This window comes from Paenalicyclobacillus macrosporangiidus (genome assembly GCF_900116805.1).
GTDB classification, from domain to species: domain Bacteria; phylum Bacillota; class Bacilli; order Alicyclobacillales; family Alicyclobacillaceae; genus Alicyclobacillus_H; species Alicyclobacillus_H macrosporangiidus.
Map to the genome: position 1 here is coordinate 1 of NZ_FPBV01000027.1, position 19,484 is coordinate 19,484.

The 19,484-nt window shown below is 62.8% G+C and carries 19 protein-coding genes, 1 tRNA gene and 1 rRNA gene; 19 read left to right on the forward strand and 2 right to left on the reverse strand.

Going from position 1 to position 19,484, the window contains the following annotated elements; all coding sequences use genetic code 11:
* From rrf to BM357_RS16410, 5 genes are all read left to right on the forward strand, one after another.
* Positions 1 to 87: ribosomal RNA gene (rrf, locus tag BM357_RS16390) — 5S ribosomal RNA — on the forward strand; the annotation flags it as partial.
* 987 nt (positions 88 to 1,074) lie between these two features.
* A tRNA-Leu gene (locus tag BM357_RS16395) sits at positions 1,075 to 1,157 on the forward strand.
* 397 nt (positions 1,158 to 1,554) lie between these two features.
* Positions 1,555 to 2,535, forward strand: a complete 981-nt coding sequence (locus BM357_RS16400) for a substrate-binding domain-containing protein (protein ID WP_074956018.1) — start codon at positions 1,555 to 1,557, stop codon at positions 2,533 to 2,535.
* A gap of 36 nt (positions 2,536 to 2,571) precedes the next feature.
* Positions 2,572 to 3,978, forward strand: a complete 1,407-nt coding sequence (pepV, locus tag BM357_RS16405) for a dipeptidase PepV (protein WP_175511562.1) — start codon at positions 2,572 to 2,574, stop codon at positions 3,976 to 3,978.
* A 129-nt stretch (positions 3,979 to 4,107) separates the two neighbouring features.
* On the forward strand, positions 4,108 to 4,707 hold the full coding sequence (locus tag BM357_RS16410) for an adaptor protein MecA (RefSeq protein WP_074956020.1): 600 nt from the start codon (positions 4,108 to 4,110) through the stop codon (positions 4,705 to 4,707).
* 120 nt (positions 4,708 to 4,827) lie between these two features.
* Here BM357_RS16410 and BM357_RS16415 read toward each other — a convergent pair whose 3' ends face one another.
* Positions 4,828 to 5,283 (reverse strand): DUF441 domain-containing protein, encoded by a 456-nt coding sequence (locus tag BM357_RS16415; protein WP_074956023.1) that lies wholly within the window; start codon positions 5,281 to 5,283, stop codon positions 4,828 to 4,830.
* A 126-nt stretch (positions 5,284 to 5,409) separates the two neighbouring features.
* Positions 5,410 to 6,699, reverse strand: coding sequence for an MFS transporter (locus tag BM357_RS16420; RefSeq protein ID WP_074956025.1), 1,290 nt, complete (start codon positions 6,697 to 6,699; stop codon positions 5,410 to 5,412).
* Between the two features lie 178 nt (positions 6,700 to 6,877).
* Between BM357_RS16420 and BM357_RS16425 the strand changes: the two genes are divergently transcribed.
* From BM357_RS16425 to plsY, 14 genes are all read left to right on the forward strand, one after another.
* Positions 6,878 to 8,161: a Glu/Leu/Phe/Val family dehydrogenase gene (locus BM357_RS16425; RefSeq protein ID WP_074956107.1), complete on the forward strand. Its 1,284-nt coding sequence runs from the start codon at positions 6,878 to 6,880 to the stop codon at positions 8,159 to 8,161.
* Positions 8,162 to 8,279: 118 nt separating this feature from the next.
* Complete coding sequence (locus BM357_RS16430) at positions 8,280 to 8,486, forward strand: hypothetical protein (RefSeq protein ID WP_029420278.1); 207 nt, start codon at positions 8,280 to 8,282, stop codon at positions 8,484 to 8,486.
* A 234-nt stretch (positions 8,487 to 8,720) separates the two neighbouring features.
* Positions 8,721 to 9,524: a spore cortex-lytic enzyme gene (gene sleB / locus BM357_RS16435; protein ID WP_074956028.1), complete on the forward strand. Its 804-nt coding sequence runs from the start codon at positions 8,721 to 8,723 to the stop codon at positions 9,522 to 9,524.
* Positions 9,525 to 9,539: 15 nt separating this feature from the next.
* Entirely contained in the window at positions 9,540 to 10,844 is a 1,305-nt protein-coding gene (locus BM357_RS16440) for a PepSY1/2 domain-containing protein (protein ID WP_074956031.1), read from the forward strand.
* Positions 10,845 to 10,916: 72 nt separating this feature from the next.
* Complete coding sequence (locus BM357_RS16445; protein WP_074956034.1) at positions 10,917 to 11,555, forward strand: flagellar brake protein; 639 nt, start codon at positions 10,917 to 10,919, stop codon at positions 11,553 to 11,555.
* A gap of 76 nt (positions 11,556 to 11,631) precedes the next feature.
* A complete protein-coding gene (locus BM357_RS16450; protein ID WP_074956037.1) occupies positions 11,632 to 12,177 on the forward strand; it encodes a hypothetical protein in 546 nt (181 codons plus the stop codon).
* 258 nt (positions 12,178 to 12,435) lie between these two features.
* Entirely contained in the window at positions 12,436 to 13,113 is a 678-nt protein-coding gene (gene cmk, locus BM357_RS16455) for a (d)CMP kinase (protein WP_074956040.1), read from the forward strand.
* Complete coding sequence (locus BM357_RS16460) at positions 13,106 to 13,711, forward strand: lysophospholipid acyltransferase family protein (protein ID WP_175511563.1); 606 nt, start codon at positions 13,106 to 13,108, stop codon at positions 13,709 to 13,711. The genes cmk and BM357_RS16460 overlap by 8 nt, the downstream gene beginning before the upstream one ends.
* On the forward strand, positions 13,708 to 14,055 hold the full coding sequence (locus tag BM357_RS16465) for a hypothetical protein (RefSeq protein WP_074956043.1): 348 nt from the start codon (positions 13,708 to 13,710) through the stop codon (positions 14,053 to 14,055). The genes BM357_RS16460 and BM357_RS16465 overlap by 4 nt, the downstream gene beginning before the upstream one ends.
* A 29-nt stretch (positions 14,056 to 14,084) precedes the next feature.
* Entirely contained in the window at positions 14,085 to 15,239 is a 1,155-nt protein-coding gene (gene rpsA, locus BM357_RS16470) for a 30S ribosomal protein S1 (protein WP_074956046.1), read from the forward strand.
* Between the two features lie 153 nt (positions 15,240 to 15,392).
* Complete coding sequence (locus BM357_RS16475; protein ID WP_074956049.1) at positions 15,393 to 16,010, forward strand: hypothetical protein; 618 nt, start codon at positions 15,393 to 15,395, stop codon at positions 16,008 to 16,010.
* A 64-nt stretch (positions 16,011 to 16,074) separates the two neighbouring features.
* Entirely contained in the window at positions 16,075 to 17,475 is a 1,401-nt protein-coding gene (locus tag BM357_RS16480) for a DUF512 domain-containing protein (RefSeq protein WP_074956052.1), read from the forward strand.
* Between the two features lie 30 nt (positions 17,476 to 17,505).
* Positions 17,506 to 18,819, forward strand: coding sequence for a ribosome biogenesis GTPase Der (gene der, locus BM357_RS16485; protein ID WP_074956055.1), 1,314 nt, complete (start codon positions 17,506 to 17,508; stop codon positions 18,817 to 18,819).
* Positions 18,820 to 18,883: 64 nt separating this feature from the next.
* Positions 18,884 to 19,474 (forward strand): glycerol-3-phosphate 1-O-acyltransferase PlsY, encoded by a 591-nt coding sequence (gene plsY / locus BM357_RS16490; RefSeq protein ID WP_074956058.1) that lies wholly within the window; start codon positions 18,884 to 18,886, stop codon positions 19,472 to 19,474.
* The last annotated feature ends 10 nt before the right edge of the window (positions 19,475 to 19,484 follow it).

Here is a 19,484-nt window from a genome sequence, read left to right on the forward strand (position 1 = left end):
GTACCCATCCCGAACACGACCGTTAAGCCCTCCAGCGCCGATGATACTAGGGGCGGGAGCCCCTGGGAAAGCAGGACGCCGCCAGGCGAGAGAGAGAAGGCCCGGAATGCACGGTAAGGTGCAGACCGGGCCTTCTGCTGTTGTGTGGAGTGGAGCTGCGTGTGCCGTAGGAGGCTGGCTTGTCAGTGGGTTGGCCTGTGCCGCGGAGTCGGAAATGGATTGTGAATGGGTTGTGAATGGGGGGAATGGGGTGCAAAGACCGTCCGTCCGCCGAGGCGTAACACCAGAATTGCACTGATGACCCCGGGGGTTGGAATGGATAGCGACGGCATTGCATTTATCCTGGGGACCTGGGGCGGAGTTCGTGACGCAATGGCATGTAGGCAGGCGGATGGGAAGCCGAGACGGGGTGGACATGGAGCGATTAAAGTAACGAAACAGCCTTATGGCATCTGCGGGGGCTGAGTTAAGACCGAAACGTACACTATGGTGCCGGCACCCGAGCGAGATAAGGCGGAAAGTGTTTTTAGCGGCCTACACGAGCCTAGCACGCGTCAGTACGGGCCCACACGAGCCCGCCACGGACCTGGCCCAAAACCGACCTGGCCCGCGACCAACCTGGCCCGGCACCGGTTCTCCCCGACCAGGACCAGTTGCTGCACCTTCCGGCGGGTACTGTGGGCGGAGGACGGCTCAGTGAGGACGCCGCAGCGGCAACGCACGCTGGACTCACCCCCCCTGATTCACTCATCGGACTGAGAAATCACGGCGGCAGCCGTGGCGTCCGAACGAGACCATTGCTGTAGCGGGACCGCACCGCAGGTAAGTTGCGTGAGGCAGACGAATTCTCGAGAGCGATGGGTTAAGCGACAGGAACCGCCTGGTGGCCTGCGGTGCCGATGGAGGTCCGGCTTCTGATTCGCCTTCTGGTCCAGTTTATGGTTGGTCTGTGGTCCGGCTGTGCGGTGCGGCTTGGATCCATTGATTTGCCGTGTCGCATTGTGTATCTTTAAGACAGGTTGTCGCATTGTGGCGGAAGATGGGCCTTTTCGACGCCAGGATCCGGCGCATCGAGCGGGTGTGGCGGAATTGGCAGACGCACCAGATTTAGGTTCTGGCGGGCAACCGTGGGGGTTCGAGTCCCTTCACCCGCACCAGGCGGACGAGTCATCGTCCGTTTTTTTACGAACCGGCCCCTTCCGCCGGGCTGTGGAACGCCGCCGGTCGGTATGAGCCGGGCGGCGGAATATCGGGCCGTGGGATGTCGGACGGAACACCGTCGGGCGGAACGCGGTCGGTCGGCATGGCGTCGAACCACGGGCCGAAGGTGAAGCCTTTGTGCAACATCCGGCTGTCCGAGAATCCGATATCTGGATGGCCGTGATTTGGCTTCTTCAGATTTAGTTGTACAGGATCTGGCGGCCCGTGAGATTTGGCCGGTCTGAAACAAAATCCAAATTCGAGGAATCGTCACGGCTCCCAGGCAGGCGGCTTGCCCGATCCCTGGGGAATCGTGGTATGATAACGGCAAATGGAAGGCGGGAGGTGACTTCGGTGACAGTCACCATTTATGATGTGGCACGGGAGGCAAAGGTGTCGATGGCGACGGTGTCGCGCGTACTGAACGGCACCGCCGTCGTCAAAGAGGATACAAAGCGCCGCGTGTTGGACGCCATTGCGAAGCTGGGCTACCGGCCAAACGCTGTGGCGCGTGGGTTGGCGAGCAAGAAGACCCGGACCATCGGCGTCATCGTGCCGGATGTCTCCACCGCGTTCGTCGCAGAGGTGGTGCGCGGGATTGAGGATATTGCCACGATGTATGATTATCAGATCATCCTCGCGAACTCCGATGCACAGGTGAAGCGAGAGGTGGATCTGATTGGAACCATGTGGGAGAAACAGGTCGACGGGCTGGTCTATATGACGGATCGACTGGTCAAAGAGCACGTCGACGGTTTCGAGCAGGCCCAGATTCCGGTTGTCCTGTGCGCCACCGAAGACCCGGAGCGGCGCATTCCGTCGGTGAATATCGACAACCGCCGGGCCGGACGGGACGCCGCGCATTTTTTGCTCGATCGCGGATGCCGGCGAATCGCCTACGCGACCGTTCCTGAAGGGCGGTCGGTGTTGGCCGATCGGCGTGGCAGCGGCGTCGCCTCGTGTGTACCCGAGGGCCATTTGGTGCGGATTGAGTGTCCCGACGGCCGCTACGAGACGGCGTTGACCGCCATCCAGAAGGCGCTCCAGGAACACCCTGTGGACGGCATCGTGGCGGCGACCGACGAGCTGGGGTTGGCATCCATCCACGCCGTGCAGGACCTCGGACGGCGGGTGCCCGACGACGTGAAGGTGATCGCCTTCGACAACACGCGGCTGGCCACCATGGTCCGGCCAGAGATGAGCGTCGTGGCGCAACCCATGTACGATTTTGGCGCCGTGTCGATGCGGCTGTTGACGAAGCTGTTGCAGGACGAACCGGTCGACACCTACACGGTGACCTTGACACACGACATCGTTGAACGGCAGTCGACTTGATGCGCGGGGCCCCGTCGGGCAATGGGCGAGGGTCAGATGGGCAGGAAGGTTGAGGCGGATCGCATGTTCGCGGATTTCGTGGAACAGCACAGAGATGAGATGGTGCGCACGCTTCAGGCGTTGCTGCAAATTCCAAGCGTGGAAGGCGACGCGGAGCCGGGGGCACCCTTTGGCGCGGCTTGCCGCGACGCGCTGCAGTTTGTGCTCGATCTCGCGGCCGAACACGGCCTGGTGACGCACAACGCCGACGGCTACGCGGGGCATGTGGAGTACGGGGACGGCGATCCGTACATCGCCGTACTTTCGCATCTGGATGTGGTCCCGCCCGGCAACCACTGGACCTATCCGCCGTTCGGGGCGGAGATTCACAATGGGAATGTGTATGCGCGGGGCGCGATCGACGACAAAGGACCCGCTCTGGCGACGCTGTGGGCACTGATTGCGTTGAAGGAGCTCCAACTTCGGCCGCGCCGGAAGATCCGCCTCATCTTTGGATTGGATGAAGAGAGCGGTTGGTTGTGCATGAAACACTACTTTTCTAAGCATCCACAACCGCTGGGCGGCTTCACGCCGGATGCCGATTTTCCCATGATTCACGCCGAGAAGGGTGTGGCGACGCTGCGGATCGACACCCGAGCCGACACGGATTCCATGAACCCCCGCGTGATCCGGTTCACGGGGGGAGACCGGGTCAACATGGTGCCCGATCACGCGATGGCCGTGGTGGACTGCCATTCTGAGACGGCGGCCCAGGAATGGGAGCAGAAGTTGGGGAAAGAGGCGCGTGCGAAGCAGATCGACGCCAGCATCTCGGTGAAGGGAGATACGGTGGAGATCACCGTTCACGGCACGTCCGCGCACGGCAGCACGCCGGATCTGGGCAAAAACGCCATCATCCGGCTGGCGGCGTTGCTCTCCTCACAGCCTGTGGCGAATGCTTCGATGTGGCGGGCGATCGCCGCCCAGGACACCGCAGGCCGGGCGCTCGGCATCGATTGCGCGGACGATGTGACGGGGTCTTTGACGAGCAATCTCGGGCGCGCAGAATTGAGCGGAGACACGTTCTCCTTCTGGTTTAACATCCGTTACCCGGTGGATGTCACGGGTGATGAGCTGGTGCGGCGTTGTCAGGCGTACGTATCGGACAAGTGGGGCGTGCATCTGGTGAGCAACCGGGATCCGCTGTTTGTCTCCCCAGACAGCCCGGTGATTCGGTGTCTGGCGCAGGTGTATGAGCAGTACACCGGAAACAAGGCAGAGCCCATCGCCATCGGGGGCGCCACGTACGCGAGAGCCATCACCAACGGGGTCGCATTCGGACCCTTGTTCCCGGGCCAGCCGGACAGGGCGCATCAGAAGGACGAGCATTGGTCCCTGCAGGATTATTTCCTGTGCACCCAGATATACGCTCATGCGATGTTCGAGTTGGCGAATACGCTATAATAGCCGATTCGCTGTATAATGAACGTGGACGGATGACCTGCGCCGTCAGGGGCGGGCGTGACAGACCTGCCCCGGCGCTGCGACGACGGCGTGAGCGACCTGACCTCTGAAAACAAGGGAGGGATCCCCATGCGGGTCGAGCGGATCGCCAAAGACAAGGTCAGAATCTTCATAAGCTATGACGACCTCGAGGAGCGAGGCATAGAGCGGGATGAGATCTGGCGCAACGGCCGCAAGGTGCAGGAACTGTTCTGGGACATGATGGAGACCGCGTATGAACAGGTAGGGTTTGAAATCGCGGGTCCCATCGCGGTCGAAGCGTTTACGATGCCGACCGAGGGCGTCGTCGTCATCGTCACCCGTGTGCCCAGCCTGCCTTCCCGGGCGGAAGATGATGAGGATGAGGACGAGGAGATGCACGTCGAGGTCGACGTCACCTACTACTCCACGTTCGTCTTTCGATTCGATGACTTCGAGGATGTCGTGCGCGTGGCGCACGCCCTGCAGGATTATCCGGTGCGCGCGGTCCTGTACTTTTACGAGGGCGCGTACCACTTGTTCCTCGACGAGGACTCGATGCAGGAGATGGATTACGATGCGATATGGGCCATCTGCCACGAGTACGGGGAATACTGCCAGGTGACCTCGGCGGTCCTCGAGGAATACGGGAAGCCGATTGTCACCCACAACACCCTGCGGTACATCGCGGATCACTTCCCGATGTCATAAAGCTGGAGAAGTTGTCGTTGGTGTGACGGCAACGCGAACGAGGGCTTTGCCCTCGTTTTTTCTTGGTGCGCCTTTCGTGCGGGTGCGCCGCTGTGCGCTTCGCTGCTTCTTCGCGCGTCCTCACTGGAACCGATCGTAGACCTGGATGCACAGCGCGGCGATGGCGGTGGCCATCAACGGGCCCACGGGCATTCCGCCAAACAGGGCGATCCCGATGACGCTGCCCACCACGACGCTGATCAACAAGGGGGGGTACGCCTTGAGCAGTTCCAACCCCTGTGCGTTGATCACCGTGGCAAACACCCCGGCGCACACGGTGATGAGGCCGAGCGGGCTGAAGATAGTCCGCATCATGTCGCGCGCGTCGATCCGGCCGCTCGCCAGCGGCACCAGGATGGAGATCATCAAGAACAACAGACCAAGTTCCAGGCTTCGGCGCTCGAGCATCGGAAACCACCGGTCTAAGCTGAGCATCCGCACGATCAACAGGAGGCTGGCGGCGACCGAGACGATGGTCGCCCGCCCCAACACGCCGACGAGGATAAATACGATGAGAAGGATTTCTGGTGTAAACACCCCGCGCTCGTCCTTCCGGGTCTTGTCCCTTCCAAATCTAAAAATATTCACTGGGACGGCCCGGCAGACCAGCTCGGGGACCGCACGGCCAAAACCGGACCCGCGTGCGGGTGGGTCAGTGAAACCTCAGGCGTTCGCCGTCGGGCGCAGAGACGAGCCGCGCCGTGAAAGGAGCCGTGGGTTGTCCGCCCCGCCGCCCGGGGAGGTCTCCTCGGGTCGAATGAGCCACACCGCTAGGCCTGCGCAGAGGATGCAAAGGGCCGCGACGGCCGAAAACATCCAGAGGCGGGGCAAATTCATGAGGGATGTGATGGCCGGCGGGCCGGCTGCGACGCCGAGGAAGCGGACACTTCCGTAGAAGCTGGTCACGACGCCCCGCAGGGCGCTGCTCACCGCCGAGGTGATCAACATGTTCAGGCTGGGCAGCACGCACCCGGTGCCCAGCGCAGACAGGGACAGCAGGGCGACCAGGGTCCCGGCCCGCGGGGCCAGCCATCCGCACGCCATCAGGCTTGCCGCCATGCCGCACAGTCCTCCGACGAGCATCCATTTCATCCTGCGCCGGCGCCTTCGGATGGCGATGCCTGCCGCTACCGAAGTGAGGGTCAGGACACCCAGCGGGATAGCGAGGATAAACCCTTTTTTCAGGCCGTCGAGGCCGTATTGCTTCTCCAGCAGGTCCGAGAGGTAAAACAGCATGCCGAACAAGGTGAACAGGGCGGTGGCGCCGCACGCGCAGGCGATGGACAACCAGCGTCCCTCGCGCGGGAAGACCTGCAGCAGATTGCCGAAATACGAGCGCTCTTCTGCGCCGCTTTCCGTGCGGCGGGCATCGGGTTCACCTCCCCGGGAAGGGACCCGCCACCAAATCGCCGCGGCCAGTGGCAGGCAGAGAACGGGAAACACGAAAAAGGCGGCGAACCACGCCAACAGGCCCACCGCCGCGCCGACGACGGGGCTGACCACTTTGCCAAACGCGTTGCCCGCTTCATGGATGCCGAGCACGCGCGCGCGTTCGGCACCCTGGAAGAGATCGCCGACGAGCGCCATGGCAATTGGCGCGGTGCCCGCGGCGCCGAGGCCTTGGATCACGCGGCCGGCCAGGACGAACGGGTACGGGCGAGGCAGGAACCCGCAGGCCAGCCCGGCCACCAGACCACCGGCACCGAACACCAACAGGGACGGGATGATGACCGCCTTGCGTCCGAATCGGTCGGAGAGCATGCCGGCGAAGGGAATGATCACGCCGGCCGGCAAAGAGAACAGAGTGATGAGCAGGCTGACTTGGAGCCGGGTCACCTGCATGCGATTCGCCATCTCCGGCAAACCAGGAATCAGCACGGAATTGCCGAGCACCATCAACCAAGGGACCAGGCTGAGGAGGATGGCCGATATCCAACGGGAGGTGTGTCGCATGGGGGAGTCCTCCTTCGACTGCGCCAGGCGGTACCGCGGGCGCGAAGTCAGTGTGCCCGGTGGCACGCCAGGATATTGCTTTGAACATCGCCGGCCGAGTTGTTATACTGGTGGCGGTCTGGGACATGCCTGCAATCGATTCATTTCGTTTTTCTGCTAAAGGTGGTTGATGGACGTCATGGAGACTTATCCGGGGACTGAGGTGGACAAACGCGTGGAAGCCGACAATCTGGATGTGCTCAGCAGCACACAACAGGTGATCCGGGAGGCCCTCCATCGTCTCGGATACGACGAACAGATGTTCGAATTGCTCAAGGAGCCCATCCGGGTCCTCACCGTGCGTTTTCCGGTGCGAATGGACGACGGCAGTGTGCGGGTGTTCACCGGGTACCGGGCGCAGCATAACGATGCCGTGGGACCGACGAAAGGGGGCATCCGGCTCCATCCGGATGTAAACGAAGATGAGATTCGTGCGCTATCCATCTGGATGACGGTGAAGTGCGGCATCGCCAACCTTCCGTACGGCGGCGGAAAGGGCGGGGTGGCGTGCGATCCGCGGCATATGTCGTTCGCCGAGATCGAGCGTCTGAGCCGGGCCTATGTGCGGGCCATCAGCCAGATTGTCGGGCCGGCGAAAGATATCCCGGCCCCGGATGTGTTCAGCAATTCCCAGACCATGGCCTGGATGCTGGATGAGTACTCACATCTGCGGGAATTCGACTCGCCCGGATTCATCACCGGCAAGCCCGTCATCTTGGGGGGCAGCCGTGGACGGGAGAGCGCCACGGCGCGCGGTGTGGCCATCTGCATCGAGGAGGCCGCCAAGGTGAAGGGCCTGTCCCTCGAAGGGGCGCGGGTGGTGATCCAGGGGTTCGGCAATGCCGGAAGCTACCTCGCCAAGTTCATGTACGACCGGGGGGCCCGCGTGGTGGGGATCTCCGACGCCTACGGCGCCCTGTACGACGAAAATGGCCTCGATATCCCAGATCTGCTGGAGCGGCGGGATTCGTTCGGCACCGTGACCAAGCTGTTCCGGGACACCATCACGAACCGGGAACTACTGGAGCTGGATTGCGACATCCTTGTGCCGGCGGCCATTGAAAACCAGATCACGGCGGAAAACGCGGAGCGCGTCCGTGCGTCGATCGTCGTCGAAGCTGCGAACGGGCCCACCACCCTGGCGGCCACGAAGATGCTGGCGAATCGCGGGGTGCTGGTGGTACCGGACGTCCTCGCCAACTCCGGTGGTGTGATTGTGTCGTACTTCGAGTGGGTCCAGAACAACCAGGGCGACTACTGGTCGGAAGAGGTGGTACAGCGGCGCCTCGCGGAGGTGATGTCGCGCAGCTTTGCCACCGTGTATGAGACCGCCCGGCGTTACCAGGTCGACATGCGCCTGGCGGCGTACCTCGTCGGTGTACGGCGCGTGGCCGAGGCCGCGCGTTGGCGCGGCTGGGTGTAGCCGAGGGAGGAATTTTGCTCGCGGATGGAGAACTCATCCTTATCGTGCTGAATGGTTTACCAAAATTCGGCACCGTTCATAATGTACGTATTCGTTTCGATTGGGAGGTACACGATACATGCGCGCGGAACCGCTCACCTCTGAGGGAGGGGGAGAAGACATGGTGCTGCCCAGCCAGCGTGTGAAGGTGCACATCCGCTGCAGAAAGTGTGGCGAGACCTTTATTCTGCGCGGCGTACGGGACGCCAAGGGACATATTGAGACCGGGTTTAAGCGTTGTCTCTGCGACAATGAGGATGACTTCGACATCGAGCCGCTCAACTGAAGGGCGGCTCTTTTTTATGTCCGCGGGTTCGGCCGCGGGCCGTTTTTTTTTTTTTTTTGATGGAGGAAACCGGCCGGAAGGACCCTTCGACGGCGGGACGCGCTCCCCGCATATCATGAAGTGCCTGGCTTCTTCTGCCTGCCCGGCAATGGGCAGGCATATTTGCATTTTCATATGCCGAAACTACCCTCACGTCATTTCCATGGATTTCATTGGAGGGAGAACGGGGCACACATGAAGCGGAGGAGACGAGGATGGATTTGCGTGGGCGTGGCATTGGCGATCGGCCTTGCAGCGCCTGCCGATTGGCACATGCCGCACCCGACGTGGACGAGTGTGCAGGCGTTCACACCGCGCGACCTTCGTTATGGCAGCGAAGGGTATGACGTGTACGAGTTGCAGAACCGCTTGGGTTATCTGGGGTACTACCGCGGCCACATCGATGGCATCTTTGGGTGGAAGACGTATTGGGCCGTGCGCAATTTTCAATACAACTTCGGCATGAAGGTCACCGGGATCGTGGATAGGAAGACGAAGATGAAACTGGTAGCGGCCAGCAAGGGCTGGCACTACAAAGGGCCATTGCCGGGAAATGGCCAGGCCAGCGGCGGCAAGGCCGGCGCCGCGGCGAGAACCGGGACGCCGCAGACTTCCCCCGCGCGGATGCCGTCGGTCCCTGGCCTCAGCCAGTCCGATCTCAATCTTCTGGCGCACGTCGTATACGCGGAGGCGCGCGGGGAGCCGTACCCCGGTCAGGTGGCGGTTGCGGCCGTGTGCCTCAACCGGCTGCACGATCCTCGCTTCCCGCACACGATCCCAGCGATCGTCTATCAACCGGGGGCGTTCACGGCGGTCCAGGACGGGCAGATCAATCTCCAACCGGATGCCACGGCGCGCAAGGCGGTGCTTGATGCCGTGCACGGATGGGATCCGACCCACGGGGCGGTGTACTACTTCAATCCAAACACGGCGACGAGCGGCTGGATCTGGTCCAGGCCACAGATCCTGAGGATCGGAAAACACATCTTCACCAAGTGAACGAGGAGGGTGAACATGCTGCATCGCACGACATGGGTGGCGATACCGGTGCTGGGCCTGGTGCTGGCCGGCAGCGGCCTGGGCTGGTGGGGCTACGGGCAATACCGCGAACGACAGGCCCTGGCCATCGAGACGGAAAACCAATACGAGAACAGCTTTCACAATCTGGCGACGGAGGTGGACCAGCTCCAGCGGGAACTCGGCAAGACCATCGTCAGCGGCGACGCAAACCGCTTTCAAGATCATCTTCGGGACGTTTGGCGCATCACCTACGCCGCCCAGACGGATGCGTCGCGCTTACCCTTTGAGCTGATGCCGATGCACCAGACGCAGCAGTTCCTGAGTCAGGTGGCGAATTCCATCAATACGTGGATTGAACAACAGGCGAAGCCCGCCGATGCCTCCGTCCGGAAGCAACTGCAGACCTACTATGCCCAAGCCGGGAAGTTGAATGGCCAACTGCGCGATCTCCAAGCGACGGTGTTGGGCAACCACCTCTCCTGGCAAGACGTCAATCGGGCGCTGCGCACGCACCGGACCGATAACCAGGTGGTGGACGGGTTTCGCAAGATGGACACGCAGGCGGGCACGTTCATCGAGTCCCAGCTGCGCGTGCCTTCTCCGGTGCGGCCGGACACAGACGTGCTGTCCAAACAGCCGGTCGTCGACGCGGAAGGGGCCAAGCGGGCGGTGCGGGCGTTTCTGGGGCTGCCCGCCACCACCGATCTGCAGGTTCAGGCGGCCAAGGCGGGGGCGCCGGCGCCGGTGTACACCGTGAGCGGGGCGGTGCCCGCCGGTTCCTTGACCGCGACGGTCAGCCAACACGGAGGGCATGTGTTGTCGATGTCCATCACGCCCAAGCCGACTCGCGGCGAGGTCGATTTCAGCGAGGCGGAGGACAAGGCGGCGGCTTGGCTCACGGCCCGCGGGTTCGGCCGGGTGGAAAACACCGCCGCACGCCAGTACGACAGCACGGCGTATTACGTGTTCGCGCCCGTGCGCGACGGCGCGCAGGTCGTCACCCAAAGCATCATGGTCAAGACGGATCTGCACAGCGGTGGCGTGATCGGCTATGACGGGACGAACTACTTCATGCACCCGGTGCAGAACCTCGCCCCGCGCCGCTTGAGCGCAAACCAGTTGCGCAAGGTGTTGAGCCCGGATTTGCACGTGCAGATGCACCGCGATGTCATCCTGGAGGACCCGGACAAGCGCTGGGTCCCGGCGGTGGCGTACTACGGCACGTCGGACGACGAGACGTACGTCGTCTACGTCAATGCCAACACCGGCAAGGAGATTGAGGTCGAACAGTTGTCCTGACACCGCCTTTCCGTCCCCCTCCCTGTGTCGTATAATAGGGAGAGAATGGGAGGATGGGAGGGGTGTCCTGAATTGAGCCTGCCTGCCATCGGACAGGTTTTGCGGGTGCGCACGCGACCCGAGACGCAGGACTATTACCAGTCGAGGCTGGTGGAGACGGGAGAGCGCGACCTGTTCATCGATATTCCGCTGCACGCGGATCATCACACGCCCCTCGATCCCGCGGAACAGGAAGTGTGGGTGGAATACCACGGGCGAGACGGTGCGCTGCGGCGGTTTCGGACGCAGGTGCTGGGAATGGCCTTCTTGCCGTCGCCGGCCTGGCGGATTGTCCGGCCGAAGCCGGACGAGATCGCCCGGGAGCAACGGCGGGAATTCGTCCGCGTCGACACGGACATCGACGTGAAGCTCACGGTCCCGCTGGAATCGGGTGTCCAGCACATCACCGTGCGCGGGCACGACATCAGCGGCGGGGGCTTGTCCGTGTGGCTGCCGCGGACGGTGGTGTTGCATCCTGGGGTGACGGTCGAAGCGCAGTTCGTCCTGCCGTATCCGGAGTATCCCGTTCACGCCCGCTGCACGGTCATCCGCGTCGGAGACCGGAACGAGCGCGGTCTGGCATTGGCCTCCATGAAATTTGAAGACCTCAAGGAGTCCGTGCGGCAGCGCATCATCCAATACACGTTCTGGCGCCAGCTTCGCTCGCGGTGAGCATGCGCCGCCGTCCCCGTGCATACGTTGAAGATGGACGAGGCGGCTTGGGTGCCGCAGGGCGAGGTGACACGCAATGCGATGGAGGAACCCGGTAAAGGGGGAGCGCCTGCGGGATCGGCAGGCACGAGGGAGTGTCCAATCGCAGGAAGTTCGGGAGAGGTGGCACGCCCTCAGTGAGAAGTTTGACCGGGTCCTCCTGCCCGTGGCGCTCGGCTGTCTGAGCATGCTGGTGGTCGTTCAAGCGCTGACCGCCCTCCCGGCGGTCCGCCGTTTTGTGGATGCGCGCTCGAACGGCTATGTCCAGATCAATCCGCAGCCCGCTTCGGCGGCCGCACCCCAACAGGCCGTCCTCCATCTGTACCTCGCGCCCGCGAAGCCCCGGCCCGATTTACAGGTTCTGGTCAACGGCCAGGTCCGGACGACCTTTCAAACCGTGAATCTCTCGGTCGTCGTTCACGCCGGGGATGTCGTGCAATTTCGCGCGAGTGAACCCGGTGCGGCATTTGTTCAGGTCGATCACGATGCCGCTAACCTCCTCTGGCCCGCCCCGGGGCAGACGGTCGAGATTGAGCAGCCCGGCGTCGTCGTCTCCCTGCCCGCGGCCGAATTTGTGCCATGACGCCGCACAAATGCGTCTTGCGGCCCTTTCGGCGCTGTGCTAGTATGAGGGTGGTCAGTGAAACGGAACATCTTGCCGCTTTCCAGTTTGCTGTTCGTGTGGTCGTTTGAAGTCATCATCGGCTCGCATGCGGTCTAACAGGTGTCGGCTCCGAACGATTGCAAACCAGCTTGAACATCTGGGAGATTGTGCGCTGTGAAAGCGGGCTTCCACGCTCGCTTTTTCATTTGTCTAGCTGAACTTCGTGGAGGACGTGTTGTGCGGCACATCAGCATCGCCATCGACGGCCCCGCCGGGGCGGGGAAGAGTACAGTGGCCAGACGAGTGGCCAAGGAACTCGGGATCCTGTATGTGGACACGGGTGCGATGTACCGCGGCGTCGCATGGCTGGCGGTCCAGCATCATGTTTCACCGGAAGACGAACGGGCCTTGCTCCAACTGTTGCGGGAACACAGCCTCCGGTTTGAGCACCACCCTTCTGGCGAGTTGGAAGTCATCGCGGACGGCCAAGTGATCACGCCTTATCTGCGCAACCCGGAGGTGTCCGAGACGGTCTCCAAGCTGTCCGTCCATCCGGGGATCCGACGTCTCCTGACCGAGTGGCAGCGGGAATTTGCACAACGCTATCCGGTGGTGATGGATGGCCGGGACGTGGGCACCGTGGTGTTGCCCGATGCGCAGGTCAAGGTGTTTTTGACGGCCAGCATCGAAGAGCGCGCGAAGCGGCGTCAAAAAGAGTTCACTGACAAAGGGTTTTCTGTCTCGCTGCAGGAGATGCAGCAGGCCATCGCGGAGCGGGACACGCGCGACGCGTCGCGTTCCGTGGCACCGTTGCGACCGGCCGACGACGCGCATTTCATCGACTCCACCGGCAAGAGCGTCGAAGATGTCGTCGAGGAGATCCTGGCGCTGGTGGAGCGGGTGCCGAATGAGTGAGTTCGTCGTTCGGGATCCCTTCCGTGAACCGTTATACCGGGCCATGCGGGCGTTTGTACAGATCGCGTTTCGGCTCATGTTTCGCATCCGAATCCGAGGCGTACACAACATTCCGCGGACCGGGGCGGCGGTCATTGGCTGCAATCACCTGCATGTGTTCGACGTCCTCCTGCTGGGCATGGCCATCCCCAGGTTTGTGCACTTTATGGCCAAGGAGGAATTGTTTCGCCACCGCGCGTTTGCGGCGTTGATCCGGTATCTCGGGGCTTTTCCCGTCCGGCGCGGCCTGCAGGACAAAGGGGCGATTCGAAACGCGCTGGCGGTTCCCGCCCAGGGCGGCTGTTTGATCGTCTTTCCGGAAGGGCACCGCTCGCGGGACGGGAAATTGCAGAAGGGGCTGCCGGGCATCGCGTTCATCGCGCGCAAGGCCAACTGCCCGTTGGTCCCTGCGGCCATCATCGGACCGTACCGGCTGTGGGGCAAAGTGACGATTCGCTTTGGAGAACCCATCCTGCCCGGGCCGGCCGACACAAACGAGTCCGTGTTGGAGACACTGATGATGCGAATCCAGCAACTGCTCGACGAGGGGCACGCATGAACGTCCAGGCGTGGGCGGCTGACGGTGTGGTGTACGCCGCCCTGTTGGCGGTGGTGTGGGCGTTGCGGGTTCGGCTCTTGCGAGGGCCGAGACGCCCGCAGCGGGATGACCGCCGTTATGTGAACCGTTGGACGGCGGGGGCCGCCGGGGTGGCGACGTATTTGACGGGCGTTGGTGTCCTTCACCAGCTCCAGGTGGTGGGGGCGCTGGTCGGGTGGATATTGTACGCCGCGGGTGTCGGCGTGGTGTGGCTGGGCTTACGATCCTTGAGACGCTTCATCCAGGTGCGGGAGTCCGACGGATCGAACGCGCCGGGACAGGGTCCTGAGGTGAGTGATAAATAGGTTGACATGGCATGAGGAGGGCGTCGTGAATGTCTGAGGAATTGCAGGAAATGCTGAATACCCCCACGCTCAATCCTGGGGATCTGGTGAAGGGCACGGTCGTCGAGGTGGACGACAAGAAGGTCATTGTCGACATCGGGTACAAGTTCCAAGGCATCATTCCGATTCGTGAATTATCCCCGCTCCGCATTCAGCACCCGAGTGAAGTGGTCGCTGTCGGCGATGAGGTCCTGACCAGCGTCGTCAAGCTGGACGAGGACTCCGAAGCGGTCATTCTGTCCCGGCGTGACGCCGCCGCGCAGACGGCTTGGGAGGATCTGGTGCAGAAGTACGAATCCCGTACACCGTTCGAGGTCACCGTCCACGATGTGGTGAAGGGCGGGTTGGTGACGGATGTCGGGGTCCGCGGATTCATCCCCGCGTCGCTGGTGGATCTGAAGTTCGTGGACGACCTGGAGTCGTTCAAGGGCAAGAAGATCCGCGTGATGGTGGTGGAGATTGATCCGGAGAACAACAAACTTATCCTTTCCCGCAAGGCGGTGCTGGAGCAGGAGCAGGCCGAGGAAGCCGCGAGGACCATCGCTTCGCTGGAGGTCGGCAGCGTCGTCGAGGGTACGGTTCAGCGCCTGACCAACTTCGGCGTGTTCGTCGATGTCGGCGGCGTCGACGGACTGGTCCACGTTTCCGAGCTGGCCTGGCATCATGTGGCGGATCCGTCGGAAGTCGTCAAGCCGGGAGACAAGGTGAAGGTGAAGATCCTGCGGGCCGATCCGGAGGCCGGGCGCGTCTCCCTCTCCATGAAGGAGGCCTCGCCGAGCCCGTGGGAGACCGCGGCGTATGACTTCCACCCGGGCGATGTGGTGACCGGCGTGGTGCGCCGTGTGGTCGACTTCGGTGCGTTCGTCGAGCTGAAACCGGGACTGGAAGGCTTGGTGCACGTGTCGCAGATTTCGTACGAGCACGTGGCCAAGGCGTCGGACGTCCTGGAAGAAGGCCAGGAGGTCAAGGTCAAGGTGTTGGCGGTCGATCCCGAGCGTCAACGGATCTCCCTGTCCATCAAGGACGCCGAATCGCGCGGCGGTGGCCGGCGGGAACCGCGGCACACCTCGTACGAGGATCGCTCGAGCGGAAGCACGGGTGCAACCATCGGCGATTTGTTCCGCGATCTCTTCAACAAGGGTTGAGATCACGCAGAACGACGCCGTTTGCCCTCCTGGGGTGCCTTGCGCAGAAGACGGGATCCGGACATCCGGATCCCGTTTTGATTTCGGATAAGCCGCGGGGGCCGGGGTACACTGGGAATCGTGAACGTCTGCCAGGAGGGAGACGGATCCGCCGTGGACACGTATTATCCGTCGTTCATCTGCTGTGCGGCGCTGATCAGCCTGTCTGCCGTCGCCCGCGCGGAACGGCTCGCGGCGTGGATGGAGGCGGGCCGCTTCGCCTTGGGTGGCTGCGGGGCCGTGTACCTGTTGGCGCTGTGGGTGTATTTCATCCATCCGCAGTGGGCCACCCCCGTCTGCGGGCTGACCGCGGCGGGTGTGTCCGCGGTGGCTGGGGTTCGCGGCATTCCCTGGCCGCGCCGGATCCGCGCCGCCATCATCGGGATGCTGGCCGGACGGGCCGTCCTTCGTGTCTGGGAGGGGCACCCGTTTGCGGTTTGGCACGGGATTCCGTCTGTGTGGCTTCTCTCTGCCGGATGCGGGTGGGGAATTGCCGCCGCTTGCGAACGGCCTCGGGAACGCCTGGTGGCCTTGGGAGGGCTGGCGTTGGGAGGCACCGCACCGATGTGGGGCGGTCTGGCCATGGCAGGAGAGAGGTGGGCCGTCGCCGGAAATGCCTCCGCCTTCATCTGTAATGTCGCTTGGTTGACGGTTGCGCTGGTACTCGGCTGGACGGTGCTGTCCTGCTGGAGGCGGGAGACGACGGGAGGACGCCCGAGACCTTCCATTTGACTGGGGTCGCCCGCCTGCCGCATAATGAAGAAATGACGAGTTTCGAAAGTCAGGAGTGCTGACGGTGCCGAAAATCCAGCGGATTCATCCCGGCTCCCTCGCGGAAGAATTGGAGTTGGAGCCGGGCGACGAACTGTTGAAGATAAACGGGCAGCCCATCCGGGATATCGTCGACCTTCAGTTCGCGCTCGCGGCCGAGGAGATTGAGCTTGAGGTCAAGAAACGGGATGGCGAGATCTGGCTGCTCGATGTGGAAAAGGGATACGACGAGGGGCTCGGGGTCGATTGGGAGCACCCCACGGTCGACCGCGTGCGCCTGTGCCACAACAAGTGCGTCTTCTGCTTTGTGGACCAGATTCCGACCAACATGCGCCAGACGCTGAACGTGCGGGACGACGACTACCGCCTGTCGTTCCTGCATGGCAACTTCGTCACCTTGACCAACGTCAAGGACGAAGAGTTGGAGCGGATCATCCGGTTGAAGATGTCTCCCCTGAACATCTCGGTACACACCACCAATCCGGAATTGCGCGTGCGGATGCTGGCCAATCGCCGTTCGGGCGAAATCCTCCGCCAGATTGACATGCTCGCCAAGGGCGGCATCGAGATGAACACCCAGGTGGTGCTGTGTCCGGGTTGGAACGACGGGGATGAGTTGGACCGGACCATTCGTGAACTGGCGCCATTTTATCCCGCCGTCCGGACCCTGTCGGTGGTGCCGGTCGGCCTCACCAAACACCGCCGCGGCCTCCACAAGCTGCGCCCGTACACGCCCGAGGAAGCCCGACAGGTGATTGAACAGGTCACCCGTTGGCAGGAACACTTCCAGGAGACGCTCGGTGTGTCGTTCGTGCACGTGGCCGACGAATTTTACGTACTGGCGGACGTACCGGTGCCCCCGGCCCGGTTTTACGACGAGTTCGCGCAGACCGAAAACGGCGTCGGCGTCATCCGCACGTTCCTCGACGAACTGGAGGAGGTGTGGCCGCGCGTGCCGCGCACGCTGCAGCGGGAACCTCGCCGCGTCGGCGTCATCACGGGCGTATCCGCCCAGAAGGTGATTCGCGAGTCGTTGGAACGCTTGTCGGGCGTCCCCGGGTTGGTCACCCGGGTGTTTCCGATTGTGAACGATTTTTACGGACACCATGTCACCGTGACGGGGCTCATCACCGGTACGGACATCGTGCGGCAGCTTCAGGGACAGGTGAACGACCTGGACACGCTGCTGCTGCCGGACATCATGCTCAAGGACGATGCCGACGTGTTTCTCGACGACTACACCGTGCAACGGGTGGAGGAGGAGTTGTCCTTGCCCGTCACGGTGGTCCCGGCGACCGGCAGCGGGCTGTTGTTCGGCGCGATGGGATACACGCAATCCCTTCCGCCTCGACGGCGGTACGAGGCGACCTTGCGCGTGATGGAGTCTCCGCAGGCGGAGACCCCGTTGGCCGTATCGAACGGCTGAGGATGATACTGAGGGAACGGGACTGAGGATATGGCATTACCGATGGTCGCGATCGTCGGACGCCCGAACGTGGGCAAGTCGACGCTGTTCAACCGCGTCGTCGGACAGCGCATCTCCATCGTGGAGGATGTGCCCGGCGTCACGCGGGATCGCATCTATGCGAAGACGGATTGGAACGGCCGCGAGTTTCACGTCATCGATACCGGCGGGATTGAAATCAGCGGCGCGGACGAGATGGCGAACCTGATCCGAGTGCAGGCCCAACTCGCCATCGACGAGGCGGATGTCATCGTGTTTTTGGTGGACGGCCGCGCGGGACTGACCGAGGCCGACCGCGAGGTGGCGGAGATGCTGCGCCGCTCGCGCAAACCGGTTGTGCTCGGCGTCAACAAATTGGATCACCCGAAACACCATCCTGCGGCGTACGAGTTCTATGAGCTCGGGTTTGGTGATCCCATTCCCCTCTCCTCGGAACACGGCGGCGGGACGGGCGATCTCCTCGACGAGGTGGTCCGGTTGCTCCCGCCGGGGGACGATGACCTCTATGACGAGGACGTCATCCGGGCGGCGCTCATCGGCCGGCCGAACGTGGGAAAATCGTCGCTGATCAACGCCCTGTTGGGGCAGGAGCGCGTGATGGTCAGCGATGTGGCCGGTACGACGCGGGATGCCATCGACTCGCCGCTGGAGTCGGACGGGCAGCGGTACGTCTTGATTGACACGGCCGGCCTTCGACGGCGCGGAAAGGTCTATGAGAACATCGAGCGGTACAGCGTGCTCCGGGCGCTGCGCGCGATTGAGCGGACGGACGTGGCGCTCATCGTGCTCGACGGCGGCGAGGGCATCACGGAACAGGACAAGCGCGTCGCGGGATACGCCGTGGAGGCGGGACGGGCGTGCGCTTTTCTCGTGAACAAGTGGGACGTGGTGGAGAAGGACGACAAGACCGCGCACCAGTTTGAGAAGCGGATTCGGGATGAATTCCCGTTCATGCGCTGGGCACCCGTCCTGTTCGTCTCCGCGAAGACGCGCCAGCGCGTGCACCGGATTCTCCCGCTCGCCCGTGAGGTCGCGGAGAATCACGCGATGCGCATCGCCACGTCGACCTTCAACACGGTGCTTCAGGATGCGGCCGCCAGTGTGCCGCCCCCGAGCGATCGCGGTCGCCGGTTGAAACTGTTGTACGGGACACAGGTGGCGGTCAAACCGCCGACGTTCGCTCTGTTTGTCAATGACAGCGAACTGATGCACTTTTCCTACGAGCGGTATTTGGAAAACCGTCTGCGGCAGGCATTTGGATTTGAGGGTACGCCGATTCGGCTCTTGATCCGAACCCGTTCCTAGACCGCAGACCGGAAGCGGAGTTGCCCAGGATATGGGAAGCGGTTGGGGCTGAGGAGGAGGACGGGTGATTTTCCTGTGCGCGATCGTCGGGTACCTGTTGGGGTCTGTCTCCACGAGCACCTTGGTGGTTCGATGGGCGGCCAATCTGGACATCCGGCAGCACGGCAGCGGCAACGCAGGGGCGACCAACACGTTACGCGTGTTGGGGCTTCGGTACGCCCTCTTGGTGCTCGCAGTCGATATTTTGAAAGGCATGGCGGCCGTCGGGATGGGGCACGTGCTGGGACGAGGCGATCCTTGGGCGGTCTACGCCGCCGGTCTCGCGGCCATCGTGGGACACAACTGGCCGGTCTTCTTCGGGTTTCGAGGGGGAAAGGGCGTCGCCACCACCATCGGGGTGCTGGCGTTGGTGATGTTCACCCCTGCGGCCCTCACCGGTGCCATCGCCATCGCCTTGGTGGCCTTGACGCGGTACGTGTCGCTCGGCGCATTGACGTTCACGGCGCTCACCCCGGTGGCGGCGATGCTCCTCGGGTATCCCTGGGCCAAAGTGGCGTTTGCGGTGATCGTCGCCGCACTCTCCATCTACCGGCATCGGCAAAACATCGGCCGGCTGCGGCGTGGGGAAGAACATAAGGTATTCTCGAAATCGTGACAGGCTGGTG